15 protein-coding genes are annotated in these 12,808 nt (G+C 45.8%); 2 read left to right on the top strand and 13 right to left on the bottom strand.

Annotated features, from left to right (window positions below; all coding sequences use genetic code 11):
* Positions 1-2: 2 nt before the first annotated feature.
* From spoIIAB to ACFQPF_RS05715, 12 genes are all read right to left on the bottom strand, one after another.
* On the bottom strand, positions 3-443 hold the full coding sequence (gene spoIIAB / locus ACFQPF_RS05770; protein WP_379747494.1) for an anti-sigma F factor: 441 nt from the start codon (positions 441-443) through the stop codon (positions 3-5).
* Between the two features lies 1 nt (position 444).
* Positions 445-795, bottom strand: a complete 351-nt coding sequence (gene spoIIAA, locus ACFQPF_RS05765) for an anti-sigma F factor antagonist (protein ID WP_379747492.1) — start codon at positions 793-795, stop codon at positions 445-447.
* Between the two features lie 105 nt (positions 796-900).
* A complete protein-coding gene (locus ACFQPF_RS05760) occupies positions 901-2,064 on the bottom strand; it encodes a D-alanyl-D-alanine carboxypeptidase family protein (protein WP_379747490.1) in 1,164 nt (387 codons plus the stop codon).
* A 273-nt stretch (positions 2,065-2,337) separates the two neighbouring features.
* Entirely contained in the window at positions 2,338-3,642 is a 1,305-nt protein-coding gene (locus ACFQPF_RS05755; protein WP_379747488.1) for a pyrimidine-nucleoside phosphorylase, read from the bottom strand.
* A 50-nt stretch (positions 3,643-3,692) separates the two neighbouring features.
* Positions 3,693-4,505 carry a purine-nucleoside phosphorylase gene (locus ACFQPF_RS05750; RefSeq protein ID WP_379747485.1) on the bottom strand — a complete coding sequence of 271 codons (813 nt, stop codon included), beginning with the start codon at positions 4,503-4,505 and terminating at the stop codon, positions 3,693-3,695.
* Between the two features lie 46 nt (positions 4,506-4,551).
* Positions 4,552-5,730 carry a phosphopentomutase gene (gene deoB / locus ACFQPF_RS05745; RefSeq protein WP_379747483.1) on the bottom strand — a complete coding sequence of 393 codons (1,179 nt, stop codon included), beginning with the start codon at positions 5,728-5,730 and terminating at the stop codon, positions 4,552-4,554.
* A gap of 126 nt (positions 5,731-5,856) precedes the next feature.
* Positions 5,857-6,747: a site-specific tyrosine recombinase XerD gene (gene xerD, locus ACFQPF_RS05740; RefSeq protein ID WP_379747481.1), complete on the bottom strand. Its 891-nt coding sequence runs from the start codon at positions 6,745-6,747 to the stop codon at positions 5,857-5,859.
* 9 nt (positions 6,748-6,756) lie between these two features.
* The gene (locus tag ACFQPF_RS05735) at positions 6,757-6,984 is read right to left on the bottom strand and encodes a YqzK family protein (protein WP_379747479.1); all 228 of its coding nucleotides are present in this window, start codon (positions 6,982-6,984) and stop codon (positions 6,757-6,759) included.
* Positions 6,985-7,215: 231 nt separating this feature from the next.
* A complete protein-coding gene (gene fur / locus ACFQPF_RS05730; RefSeq protein WP_379747477.1) occupies positions 7,216-7,680 on the bottom strand; it encodes a ferric iron uptake transcriptional regulator in 465 nt (154 codons plus the stop codon).
* Positions 7,681-7,791: 111 nt separating this feature from the next.
* The gene (gene spoIIM / locus ACFQPF_RS05725) at positions 7,792-8,430 is read right to left on the bottom strand and encodes a stage II sporulation protein M (protein ID WP_379747475.1); all 639 of its coding nucleotides are present in this window, start codon (positions 8,428-8,430) and stop codon (positions 7,792-7,794) included.
* A 71-nt stretch (positions 8,431-8,501) separates the two neighbouring features.
* Complete coding sequence (locus ACFQPF_RS05720; protein ID WP_379747556.1) at positions 8,502-9,662, bottom strand: endonuclease Q family protein; 1,161 nt, start codon at positions 9,660-9,662, stop codon at positions 8,502-8,504.
* Positions 9,663-9,669: 7 nt separating this feature from the next.
* Positions 9,670-10,212, bottom strand: coding sequence for an NUDIX hydrolase (locus tag ACFQPF_RS05715; protein ID WP_379747473.1), 543 nt, complete (start codon positions 10,210-10,212; stop codon positions 9,670-9,672).
* Between the two features lie 92 nt (positions 10,213-10,304).
* Here ACFQPF_RS05715 and mciZ point away from each other — a divergent pair, with 92 nt between their 5' ends.
* Both mciZ and ACFQPF_RS05705 read left to right on the top strand, forming a co-directional pair.
* Entirely contained in the window at positions 10,305-10,463 is a 159-nt protein-coding gene (gene mciZ, locus ACFQPF_RS05710) for a Z-ring formation inhibitor MciZ (protein ID WP_379747471.1), read from the top strand.
* A gap of 68 nt (positions 10,464-10,531) precedes the next feature.
* The gene (locus tag ACFQPF_RS05705; protein ID WP_379747469.1) at positions 10,532-11,440 is read left to right on the top strand and encodes an aldo/keto reductase; all 909 of its coding nucleotides are present in this window, start codon (positions 10,532-10,534) and stop codon (positions 11,438-11,440) included.
* 88 nt (positions 11,441-11,528) lie between these two features.
* Here the strand turns inward: ACFQPF_RS05705 and ACFQPF_RS05700 are convergent, their stop codons facing one another.
* Positions 11,529-12,704, bottom strand: coding sequence for an acetyl-CoA C-acetyltransferase (locus ACFQPF_RS05700; RefSeq protein ID WP_379747467.1), 1,176 nt, complete (start codon positions 12,702-12,704; stop codon positions 11,529-11,531).
* Positions 12,705-12,808: the final 104 nt, after the last annotated feature.

Raw genomic sequence — 12,808 nt, 5'->3', positions numbered from 1 at the left:
CCTTAATTGCACAACGCTTTATTTTTAGTCAAGTATTTCGTCAGGTGGATCGTGGTGCCGTATGACGGTTCTGATACAATCTCAACCTCATCCATAAAGTTTTCCATGATCGTGAATCCCATGCCTGACCGCTCGAGTTCTGGCTTTGATGTGAACAAAGGCTGCCTCGCTTCATCGAGGTCGGGGATGCCGATTCCATTGTCGCGGATCGTAAGCTTGATCATGTCTTCATCAAGTACGGCATGAATGTGCACCACACCGTCCGGACGTCCTTCATAGCCATGAATGATAGCATTTGTGACCGCTTCTGACACAACCGTTTTAATTTCTGTCAGTTCGTCGATGGTAGGGTCGATCTGCGCGATAAACGAAGCGACCGTCACCCTTGCGAACGATTCATTCTGGCTCAGTGCCGAAAACTGCAGCTTCATCTCATTTCTCATTTTACGCTACCCCCAATGCTTGCAATGCCAACCGCTCGTCTTCTTCAAGCCGCATGATCTTAAACAGCCCAGACATATCAAACAGTCTTTTCACAGCCGGAGAAATCGCACAGATGACCATCTCGCCTTGATGGCTCTTGATCTGCTTGTAGCGGCCTAAAATCACACCTAATCCAGAGCTGTCCATAAACGATAAATGTTCAAGATTGAGTACAATATGGGCAATAGGGTGTTTCTTTAATGCATCTTCTGCCTTTGTACGCAGTTCGGCTGCAGTATGATGGTCCAGCTCCCCTTCAAGGCGGATGCATAGAACATTCCGTTTTACTTCCATATCTATTGCAAGACTCACGTACCCTCTCCTCCTCTAATTTGGATACGTGACAGTTTCGATAAAAAAAGAACGAAATCCTTCACCATGACAAAACTAGTGAGGATTCGTCCGTATTTGCCAAAATTAGTGCGAGCTTTTCACCATGCTGCCTACCGTTCGTTTCATCAAGCTCCACCAAGAAGCTGTGCCTATATCTTCAGAAGCTAAGAGAGGCGACTTCACTGCCATTTTCTTTCCATTAGAGATCGTGATCGTCCCGACCTTCTCACCCTTTTTAACTGGCATAGCCAGCTTATCGTCCATTTTCACGATTGTTTTGACATTCCCGCCTTTTTCTCCTTTTTTCATGAGAAGCGAGATGCTTTCACTCGTGACAACAGAAAGCTTCGGCTTGCTTCCTTTTTGCACCTTCACTGATTTTACGATCTCATGGCGATCGTAAAGTTTTTTCGTCGAATATTGTGCGTACGCATAGTCGAGAAGCGACGTTATTTGTGCGTTTCTTTCTTTTGGAGTCGGCGCTCCCATGACCACTGCAATGACTCGCATTCCATTCTTTTGGGCTGTTGCTGTCAGGCAGTATTTCGCTTCATTCGTGAATCCTGTTTTCAGTCCGTCAACACCTTTATAGAACTTGACAAGACGGTTCGTGTTCACAAGCCAGAATTTATTGTCTGTGTCTTCCCGAAGATAATCCTCATACAATCCTGTGAATTTCGTGATTTCTTCATGCTTCAGGAGTTCACGGGCCATGAGTGCCATATCATGAGCAGATGTATAATGACCTTTTGCCGGGAGTCCAGTCGGGTTTTTGAAGAACGTATCTTTACATCCGAGCTGGGCCGCTTTTTTGTTCATCATATCAACGAAATTACCCTCCGAACCTGCAATGTGTTCAGCCATTGCAGTAGACGCATCGTTGGCGCTGCCGATCGCGATGCCTTTGACCATATCGTGAACAGTCATCTCTTCGTTAGGCTCTAAGAAAATTTGAGAGCCGCCTAAACTGGCCGCGTGTTCACTTACTCTGATTTTATCGTTCCATTTGATTTTGCCTTCATCGATCGCTTCCATGATCAGAAGCATCGTCATGATCTTCGTCATACTGGCAGGCGGAAGCTTGCTATGACTTTTTTTCTCAAAAAGGACACTGCCTGTATCTCTTTCCATCAATACAGCGGAAGATGCTTTTTCTGCTAATGTCAGCCTTTCAGCCGCCTTCACGTTAGGCACGAAAAAGACTGCACACAGGCAAAAGCTTATGATGACCGCTACTATTTTTTTCATCTCAATTCCCTCCATTCATATGCTATTATTTTTTCCATAATTTTTCTGTTTATACGGTGAGGGAATGAGTTGATGTTTCTGCAGCTCATCCGAAAATAAACAAACTCCGCAGACACCAAGCCTTTAAGTGAGTGAGCCTTAGTTGTACGTATCCTTTATTCCTAAACGTTTTGACTGCGTCAAATTTCTACCCTTTTAAAAAGTTATTCTTCCTTTAAGCGAAAAAAAGCCAGCTTCGAACGCGCAAGGTGCGGTCGGGCTGGCATTCATCCATTATTCTTTGATTTCTTTATAAACGAGCGGAGGTGCAGTTACAGGTTCTTTTCTGATACTGTATGCTGCATAAATTTTCTCTACAACGGCCTGTGTATCTTCATTATTGCTGTACATCGTCACAAGCGCTTCTCCTGCACTCACTTGCTCACCCACTTTTTTGCGGAGCATGAGACCTACAGCAAGGTCGATTTCAGATTCTTTCGTCGCGCGTCCAGCACCGAGAATCATGGCTGCCGTACCGATCTCGTTCGCAACGATTTCGGAAACATAGCCATCTTCCTTAGCCGGAATATCTTTCACAAATTTTGCTTGCGGCAGCTTCTCTGGTGAATCAACCACACTTCCATCTCCGCCCTGTGCTGAAAGGAATGTCTTAAACACTTCAAGTGCTTTACCGTTTTGGATCACCTCTTGAAGCATCTGGCGTGCTTCTTCATGCGTCGATGCTTTTCCAGCAAGGACGACCATGTGGCTGCCAAGAACATAACAAAGCTCTTCAAGATCTTTAGGACCTTGACCTTTTAATGTATCGATCGCTTCTTTGATCTCCAGAGCGTTCCCAATCGCAAACCCAAGCGGCTGGCTCATGTCAGAGATAACGGCCATCGTATTCCGTCCTACTGCGTTACCGATTCCTACCATCGCCTTTGCCAGTTCTTCTGCTTCTTCTACTGTTTTCATGAAAGCGCCAGCACCTGTTTTCACGTCCAAAACAATCGCATCTGCTCCTGCGGCAATCTTTTTGCTCATGATCGAGCTGGCGATCAGCGGGATCGAGTTAACCGTTGCCGTAACGTCTCTCAATCCGTAAAGCTTTTTATCAGCAGGTGTTAAGTTTCCGCTCTGTCCAATAACAGCTACTTTATTTTTGTTAACAAGGCTGATGAACTCTTCGTTCGTTATCTCTACGTGGAATCCCTCTACCGCTTCAAGCTTGTCGATCGTGCCGCCAGTGTGGCCAAGTCCGCGTCCTGACATCTTGGCAACAGGCACATCTAGTGCTGCAACAAGCGGAGCGAGAACAAGTGTCGTCGTATCGCCGACACCGCCTGTAGAATGTTTGTCCACTTTAATGCCTTCGATCGCTGAAAGGTCGATCTGATCACCAGATTCAACCATTGCCATTGTAAAGTTAGCACGTTCTACTGTCGTCATATCTTGGAAGAATACAGCCATAGCAAAAGCTGACATCTGATAGTCGGGAATATCACCGTTCGTGTAATTTTTTATGATAAAATCGATCTCTTCTTTGGAGAGCTCCTTGCCATCACGCTTTTTTTCAATTAGATCCACCATTCTCATGTAAACGCACCACTTTCTTCTTGTATCATTTTTTTCAGCTTACTGCCGGATTAGTTCATTTCCTTAACGATTCCTTTTACAAGAGCAAGGAAGTTCGCTTTGACCATTTCAGTTGTTTCCATGACTTCATCATGTGTGAGCGGCTGGTCAAGAATGCCCGCAGCCAGGTTGGATATGCATGAGATTCCAAGGACTTTCATGCCAGAATGCCTGGCGATAATGACTTCAGGAACCGTGGACATGCCGACTGCGTCTGCTCCAAGAACACGCAGCATCCTTACCTCAGCCGGTGTTTCATAGCTTGGGCCGGAATTGGCCACATAAACACCTTCCTGCATCGGAATGTTAAGGGCTTTTGAAACGCCGCGAGCTGTATCCATCAATTCTTTAGTGTACGCTTCTGACATATCAGGAAAACGGACACCAAACTCAGCAGTGTTAGTTCCGATGAGAGGATTATCTCCAATATTATTAATATGGTCGGTAATCAGCATTAAATCACCTGCTTTAAACGACGTGTTTACACCGCCTGCAGCATTCGTTACGATCACACTATTTACGCCGATCAGCTTCATGATGCGCACAGGGAAGGTTACTTTTTCCATGGAATAGCCTTCATAATAATGAAAACGACCTTGCATCGCGATAACCATTTTCCCTTCTAATTCTCCGATTACAAGCTGGCCGGCATGGCCTTCTACTGTAGAAACCGGAAACCCTGGGATATCGCTGTATGGGAGAACGACAGGTGACTGTATTTCGTCTGCCAGCACGCCAAGTCCCGAACCGAGAATAAGCCCTATCTCTGGCGCTTTATTGATTTTTTCTTTGATATACGCTGCTGCTTGCTGATAGTGTTCCATTTATAGCACTCCTCTAATTATAAATTCTTCTCTCTTGCACGATAGGTTATATTTGCTGAAGGAAGCTTACACCGTGTTTTGGTGTCTTCACCCCATAAATATCCGCGACCGTGGCACCGATGTCCGCGAACGTCGGTGATACATGAAGTTCTTTTCCTGCTTTAATGTTTTTATGGAAAACGATAAGCGGCACATACTCACGCGTGTGGTCAGTACCGTGATGTACAGGATCGTTGCCATGGTCGGCTGTGATGATCAATAAATCATCATCTCTCAGCTTAGAAAGCACCTCCGGAAGCCTCGCATCAAATTCTTCAAGGGCTTTGCCGTAACCAATCGGGTCTCTGCGGTGCCCGTAAAGCGCATCAAAATCCACAAGGTTCAAGAAATTGAGTCCTGTAAATTCGTTATCCATTGATTGTATAAGCTTGTCCATACCATCCATGTTTGACACAGTACGGATGGCCTCTGTCACGCCTTCTCCATCAAATATATCCGATATTTTCCCAAGTGCGATGCTGTCTAATCCCGCATCCTGCAGTTCATTCATCACGGTGCGACCGAAAGGCTTCAGTGCATAGTCGTGGCGGTTGGACGTCCGTTTAAAATCCCCTGCTTGCCCTTTGAACGGACGGGCGATAATACGGCCAAGCATATACTTGCCCTCTCGTGTCATCTCTCTCGCCTTTTCACAAATATCATACAATTCTTCAAGCGGCACGATATCTTCATGCGCAGCTATTTGGAGGACGCTGTCAGCAGATGTGTAGACGATCAGCTTGCCTGTTTTAACATGCTCTTCACCAAGCTCATCCAATATTTCCGTGCCAGATGCTGCTTTATTGCCGATGATACCGCGACCCCAAGCTTCTTCAAGCTGTGTGATCAGTTCTTCAGGGAAACCGTCAGGGAATGTCTGGAACGGTTCGTCAATACGAAGTCCCATGATCTCCCAGTGTCCAGTCATCGTATCTTTCCCGTTGGATGCTTCCTGAAGCTTTGTATAATGGGCTTTGGGAGTTGTTACAGGTTTGATCCCCTTTATATCTCCGATAAGTCCAAGACCAAGGCTTTCCATAGCCGGCATATGCAAGCCATCCATTTTCTCGGCGATGTGACCGAGTGTGTGCGCTCCTTTATCATTGAAACGCTCCGCATCGGGCGCTTCACCTATACCAACCGAATCCATTACAATCAAAAACGTACGTTTAAATCGATAATCCATTCTTCCGTTCCTCCTATAAAAGTGCCATTCAATTACTATTGCCTCGACAGAGTCGGTTCAAACAGACTGCCAAAGTGGTCAGAAGTCTGACCTCTTTAAGCATAGAAAAGCAGCCGACAGGCTTTTCTATGCTCTTGGGTGAAAGGCAGAATAAACATCTTTCAGCCTCTTTTTGGTGACATGTGTATAAATCTGTGTAGTCGAAATGTCGGCATGTCCGAGCATCTCCTGAACAGCTCTCAAGTCAGCGCCGTTTTCTAAAAGATGGGTAGCAAACGAGTGCCGCAGCGTGTGGGGAGTCAGTTCTTTTTGGATGTTTGCCTTTTGCGCGAGCTGCTTTAATAGTTTCCAGAACCCTTGCCTTGAGAGCCTGTTTCCATGGTGGTTCAAAAAAAGAGCCTCCGTTTTTTTCCCCCGCCTGAGTTCATTCCTTCCCGAAGAAAGATACCGTTCAACGGAGGTTTGCGCGATCTTACCGAGAGGAATAATTCTTTCTTTATTGCCTTTCCCTCGGCACTGGATAAACCCCATTTCCAGATGAGCATCAGCAAGGTTCAGATCAACAAGCTCCGTGACACGCATTCCTGTTGCATACAAGAGCTCCATCATCGCCTTGTCGCGCTGCGCGAAGGCATCACTGCCTGATGGCGCCTCAAGCAGCGCCTCCACTTCATCTGTTGACAGAACTTTTGGCAGCTTGCGGTCTGCTTTAGGCGTTTCAATATGTACAGAAGGATCCTGAGTGCACATTTTTTCTCTTAACAAGAACTGATGAAACGAACGGATCGACGCAATATTCCGTGCCAGTGTGGCGGACGCTTTCCCTGTGTCTTTTAAATGATGAAGATAAGACAGGATGCTGCTGCGGGTTATCTGATCTGGTTCTGTTATTTGATCGACTTTTGTAAGGTACAGGGCATATTGCGACAAGTCTCTTCTGTATGAATCTATCGTATTGCGGGAAAGCCCCCGCTCTACTACTAAGTATTGAAGAAAATCCCGAATTTGATCTTTCATATCAATTCCTCATTCGCCTGATTGATAAAAGAATTTAAGCCGTTCCAACAGATGGCCTTCCGTCTCGCTTGTCTGATTGAACACTTTGACAGCGCGGCCATTTGGCTCATCATATCTGTGATAGTTTTCGTATTCACGATTCAGCCATTGCAATCCGAAATAGAACATGAGGGTGCATACGGAAAAGGCAAGAAACACCTTAGACGTTTGCCACATCAGTTTCAGCCAGTCCAGCATGATACAAGCCTCCCTGTCAATCTCTTTTTACAGGTTATGCCTGAGTGGACGTGCTTTATACTACCAAATTCATTGATATTCTTATAAATTTTACGTTACCGCATGAAGCCTTTTTTGTAAACAGCGTTTATCCTCTTTTGTCAGCAAAAACAAAGGACCATGAGCGCGTTCTCCTGTCAGGTTATTATCATCTATGTAATCATCAGCAAAAAAACGAAAAAAGAAAACCGTCTATTCCTGGTTTTCTTCATCAACTTCATTATTATGGCAGCGGTGGCAGATTCCATGAAACGTTAAACGGTGATCTTTAATTTTAAAGTTCCAGCCTTCTTCCACTACTTTTTCAACATCTCCTAAAAGGTCTTCCTGTATTTCATCAACGGCACCGCACTCGATGCACACGAGGTGATGATGAAAATGGTCAGCACCTTCTGTACGCAGATCGTATCTAGAAACACCGTCGCCGAAATTAATTTTATCGACTACTTTCAGTTCGGTAAGAAGTTCGAGCGTACGGTATACGGTAGCCAGTCCAATTTCAGGCGATTTTTCTTTCACTAACAGGAAAACATCTTCCGCGCTTAAATGATCTTCTTCATGTTCAAGGAGGACTCTGACGGTTGCTTCACGCTGTGGAGTCAGCTTGTAGCTCTGAGAATGCAACTGTTTTTTGATGCGGTCAAGTCTGCTTTCCATACGTTCTCCTCCTTATAATATACACTCATATTATAAACAGCGAGAATAACAGTGTCAATTTAAAATAATTACAAATAAGACGTGATAATTATTATTAAGAGAAAATAATTATCAAGAAGTGGACCACTGGATTACCTGCTTGATGAGCGGCGGTGACAGCAGCGCTTCAAGGCTGACACCTGCCAATACGATAATTCCCGCAGCCGTAACAACGAAAGTATAGGAAAACAGCTGATGCAGGAAGGGAACGCTTGTCCTTTTTCCCGCAAGCTGCATAATAATCCGGATTGAAAACGAGACAGAAGCAGCGGTGATGAAAACGAACGCAGGAATGAGCAGGATATTTTGCGGAAGGACGGCTACAAAAGATAAAAGAAATCCATGCCAGCTCATCTGGTTGATCAAAAAACCGACAGTGAAACCGACAACCACTCCTTTTAGAAACAATAGGACCAAAATAATTGGCAGACCGATAACGGAAAGTCCCAGCAGCCAGATGAGCATGATGTATTTAATATAATGGCTGAATCCTTGCTGAAAGATTTCTGACCGCTCAGCAAAGCTCCCATCCAGCGCCTGCATGAAGAACCTGGACAAATACGTATACAAGTCTTCTTTTTGGGCGAAAGAAAGGCTGTTCACCACTACCGCTCCGAAAATCACTCCCATTAAAAAAAGAACCGTGACAAAAGCATAGAGCGAACTATTGTCTTGAATGTGCTTATGGACTGCTCGTTTAAAAGAATGCATGCTATGCCCTCCCTGAAATCTCTTAATTCATTCTATGAATGTCTTTCAGGAGGTATGCAATATTTATAGAATCATTCGATTGTACCGTACGATCCGCCGCCGCCCGCTCGTATGAGGAGCTGTCCATTTCTTGCTTTTATGACGTTCTGCGTTGCTGCATGTGGCAGGATACGGCGCAGTTCCTCTTCCCTTGCATGGTGAAGGACGTACATATCATTTCCAAAATGAACCCTTAGCTTCTCTAGCGTTCTAGCTCCAATACCCGGTATGAACTCTAGAGGAACTTGATGATGATACGGCGGCCTTTGGCTTTTCTCTTTGTTCACCGCTTTAAGCTCCTCTATTCTTTTACTCACGCCTTTGATTTTCTTGACTGACCCGCATACGGTGCATGCGCGTTGATCCGCCAAAACATTCAGGCAGTCCGCGCATACATTTTCATAATATTTTCCGAGCAGCGGATTCAACCCAAAATTCGCGGAAATCATACGCCCATCTTTTCGTTGGATGGCCATCTTCAGTTCTTGAAAAGAAAGCTGTGAAACGAGCAGCTCCATATGCTCCCTTCCGATCTTTTCGAGCGAGTGGGCATCCGAACTCGTTAAAAACGGATAGCAGCTTAACTCCATAATGCCGTCAGCCATCATCGTATCAGAGCTTAAGCCAAGTTCAATCCCATCAATTCTGCATGGGTCAAACACCTCGGTGAGGGAGTTCTTCACCCCTTTACCATACATACTCTTGAAAGGAGTAAACACATGTGCCGGAACAAACAGGCCGCCTAAGTCAGCCGTCTTCTGCTGCACTTCCGTCGCCTCTGCATAAATTCGCTGTGAGCTTAGGGTGATATTCGACATCCTTTGTGCAAGCCAGCCGCTCCATTCCTTCAATGCCGACAAATCGGGCAAATAGACGAGTACATGGATCGGTCCTGAACACGATGTGTCGTTTATCTCTATTTCAGATCCAGGTATGAGACATAGATCACTCCCATAAAGGAATCCGCCGCCTTCTGCTTCTAGAAGGACACCATCCTTTATCATGTCTTCTATCTCGGTGATCACTTCCGGTGAGTGGCAGTCAATCACACCAACCATCGACAATCCCTTGGCATGTTTAGAGAACGTCAAGATGTTTGGTAGAGTCAATGATCTTGACCCTGTTATTTTCACCGGTCGCCCGGACATCGTCCTTCCGATATGAATGTGAAGATCGGCGTAACAGCTTGTAATCCCGCCGTTATCTGCCATACTTCAGCTGCAGGTACATGACCGCATACATCGTCTTAGCATCATGGATCTGCTCGCTTGCAGTCAGCTCCCGTATATCCTCCATCGTCAGTTTCAGCACATCAAGAAATTCATCCTCATCTGTTTGCTGCTCTCCCTCATAAGTGAGAGAATCAGAAAAATAGAGGTGTATGATTTCGTCTGCGAAGCCAGGCGATGTATAGAATGATCCTACCTTTTCAATCTGGCGGCAGCTATACCCTGTTTCCTCCAGCAGCTCCCGTTTTGCACATGCGAGCGGATCTTCCCCTTTTTCCAGCTTTCCGGCAGGGATTTCGACAATCGTTTTTTCAAGCGCTTTTCGGTATTGCCTGACCATAAGCGCTTTCTTGTCATCGGTCACCGCAATCACGGCAACAGCTCCCGGATGCTTTACAATCTCCCTGCTGCTTGTCCCGCCATTTGGCAGCTCGACCTCTTCAATCTGCAAATCAATGATTTTTCCTTTATAAACACTCTTAACTTGTGTTGTCTTCTCTATTAAATGGTCCACTTTACCGCTCCTGTTCTATTTCTTATTTTACCTACATAAAGTCTATCATACTTTGGAATACTGAAGAAAAACGTTGAGAAGGAGCTGTTTCTTTGAAAGTATATGTTCAGTCTAGCCGAGTGACGCTAGTTGGAAAAGGATGGCAGATCAAGCACATGCTCAAGACCTATGCCTCTCAGTTTGAAACAGTTGAAGAGTGGATCCAGTCCACTCAGGTAAAAAACAAACCCCATTTAAAACTCCTTCCATAATGTTGGAGGGATTTTTTTTATACATGTGTTCAATATGGTACAGTTTTATAACAGAGAGGGTGAGTAAAGTGGAAAAAAGGCAGATTGGCAGCTCAACACTTCAAGCAAGCGTGATTGGACTTGGGTGCATGTCACTTAAACCGGAAAATGAAAAAAAGAATGAGGCGATCATTGAAAAAGCGATTGAGCTTGGCGTCAATTATTTTGATACGGCTGATCTTTATGACTTCGGTGCGAACGAGGAGGTTGTCGGACGAGCTTTGAAAAGAAGGCGCGGCGATATTATTCTCGCCACGAAAGGCGGAAACCGATGGAACGATGATAAAAGCACATGGCGCTGGGATCCTTCGAAGGTGTATATAAAAGAAGCTGTCAAAGCAAGCTTGATGCGTCTTGGTACCGATTATATCGATCTTTACCAGCTTCATGGCGGCACGGCAGAGGATCAGATGGACGAGACGATTCAAGCTTTCAATGAGCTTGTCCAGGAAGGCGTGATCCGTTATTATGGCATTTCCTCCATTCGGCCGAACGTTATCCGCTACTATGCAGAGCATTCCGGCATCGTGTGTGTGATGATGCAATACAGCTTGCTTGACCGTCGTCCAGAAGAACTATTCCCGCTTCTCAGTGCAAAAAAGATCAGTGTTATTTCGAGGGGAAGTGTGGCGAAAGGAATGCTCTCCGAAAAGCTTTGGGACATGGACGATGAGAAAACTTTTCTCGGATATCGGGCAGGATATGTGAAGGAGTGCATGAAAGGTGCTCTGAAAGAAATTGGTCCTGCCAAACTAAACGAGCTTGCCTTACGATTTGTTTTAAACGAGAAAACGGTCGCGTGTGCCGCAGCTGGTGCCAGCTCGATTGAACAGCTGGAACAAAATGCTTCAGCCGGCTCTATGCAGCTTTTGAAAGAAGAAACTCTCGCTGTTCTCACCGCTTTGTTTCCTGCACAAAAATATGACGAGCATCGTTAAACCGATGTTGCTCAAGCAGTGAAACAGCAACGAAAACTTATTGCTAAAAAGACGATCACTGCAATGATCGTCTTTTTCAAATCAATTATTAGTGTGCCACGTTTTCAATGACCATCGCGATCCCTTGCCCACCGCCGATGCAAAGACTCGCCACACCATAACGCTTATGCTGTCTTCTCAGTTCATATGCCAGCGACAGAAGCAGCCTTGCACCGCTCGCTCCGACCGGATGACCGAGCGCGATCGCCCCTCCGTTCACGTTTGTGCGTGCTCTGTCGAGACCAAGTTCTTTCTCAACAGCTAGATATTGCGCACTGAACGCTTCGTTCACTTCAACAAGATCGATGTCTTCGATGCTCAAGCCAGCCTTTGCAAGCGCCGAATGAATTGCTGGAACGGGGCCGATTCCCATGATCGATGGATCAACACCGCAAACAGACCATGACACGATTCTCGAGAGCGGCTTCATATTTCTTCGGAAAACGGCTTTTTCTCCTGCAAGGATAAGCGAAACCGCACCGTCATTTATCGTACTAGAGTTGCCGGCTGTAACTGTGCCTGCTTTATCAAATGACGGACGCAATAACGAAAGCTGATCTGACGTAGTCTCACCGCGGATCGATTCATCTTTCATCGCATCACCAGATTTCACCGGTACCCCGACGATTTCTTGAGCGAATTTTCCTTCCATCGTCGCCTTTTGAGCGCGCTGCTGAGAGAGTGCTGCATATTCATCCTGCTCCTGTCTGGAAATATCGTATGTGCTCGCTAAGTTTTCCGCTGTTATGCCCATTCCGATTCCAATATGCTGATCAGTAAGTGTATGAAGCAGCATGTCTTCAAACTGCAAGGCACCGTATTTTTGCCCGCCAAACCGGTGAGAAAACGACGCATGGGGGCTCATCGACATATTTTCCGAGCCGCCGCATAGTGTAATGTCTGCATCACCTGTCATGATTGTGCTCGCTGATGTAACAGCAGCCTGAAGTCCAGATCCGCATAAACGGTTAACAATCATCGCCGGAACTTCCTGCGGGACTCCTGAACGAAGCGCGATGTGCCGCGCCAAATAAGCAGCGTTCGTCGAAGAATGGATCACGTTTCCGTATACTACATCCTCGATTTCGCCAGGCTCCACCCCCGCGCGCCCCATCGCCTCGACCGCCGTTACAGATCCGAGCGTCACTGGAGATATATCCTTAAATTGCTTTCCGAAGGCACCGAACGCTGTACGTGCCCCTTCCATCAGGAAAACTGACTGCATACCTTTCCATCTCCTTAACTAATAGTAAGCCCGAGATCATTAGCAGATACACGAGTTTACCACATGCATCTGCCATGATTTAACGCAGCTGTTATCCTATACCC

This window comes from Fictibacillus iocasae (assembly GCF_042665465.1).
GTDB classification, from domain to species: Bacteria; Bacillota; Bacilli; order Bacillales; family Fictibacillaceae; genus Fictibacillus; species Fictibacillus iocasae.
This window is presented reverse-complemented; position numbering and strand designations above follow the sequence as displayed.

What these genes read in the sequence shown, in the direction of transcription:
- fur (WP_379747477.1), bottom strand. Translation starts at nt 7,680, where the DNA reads ATGGAAAGCAGACTTGACCGCATCAAAAAACAGTTGCATTCTCAGAGC.
- spoIIAB (WP_379747494.1), bottom strand. Translation starts at nt 443, where the DNA reads ATGAGAAATGAGATGAAGCTGCAGTTTTCGGCACTGAGCCAGAATGAA.
- deoB (WP_379747483.1), bottom strand. Translation starts at nt 5,730, where the DNA reads ATGGATTATCGATTTAAACGTACGTTTTTGATTGTAATGGATTCGGTT.
- ACFQPF_RS05735 (WP_379747479.1), bottom strand. Translation starts at nt 6,984, where the DNA reads ATGCTGGACTGGCTGAAACTGATGTGGCAAACGTCTAAGGTGTTTCTT.
- ACFQPF_RS05760 (WP_379747490.1), bottom strand. Translation starts at nt 2,064, where the DNA reads ATGAAAAAAATAGTAGCGGTCATCATAAGCTTTTGCCTGTGTGCAGTC.
- spoIIM (WP_379747475.1), bottom strand. Translation starts at nt 8,430, where the DNA reads ATGCATTCTTTTAAACGAGCAGTCCATAAGCACATTCAAGACAATAGT.
- ACFQPF_RS05700 (WP_379747467.1), bottom strand. Translation starts at nt 12,704, where the DNA reads ATGCAGTCAGTTTTCCTGATGGAAGGGGCACGTACAGCGTTCGGTGCC.
- ACFQPF_RS05750 (WP_379747485.1), bottom strand. Translation starts at nt 4,505, where the DNA reads ATGGAACACTATCAGCAAGCAGCAGCGTATATCAAAGAAAAAATCAAT.
- ACFQPF_RS05755 (WP_379747488.1), bottom strand. Translation starts at nt 3,642, where the DNA reads ATGAGAATGGTGGATCTAATTGAAAAAAAGCGTGATGGCAAGGAGCTC.
- xerD (WP_379747481.1), bottom strand. Translation starts at nt 6,747, where the DNA reads ATGAAAGATCAAATTCGGGATTTTCTTCAATACTTAGTAGTAGAGCGG.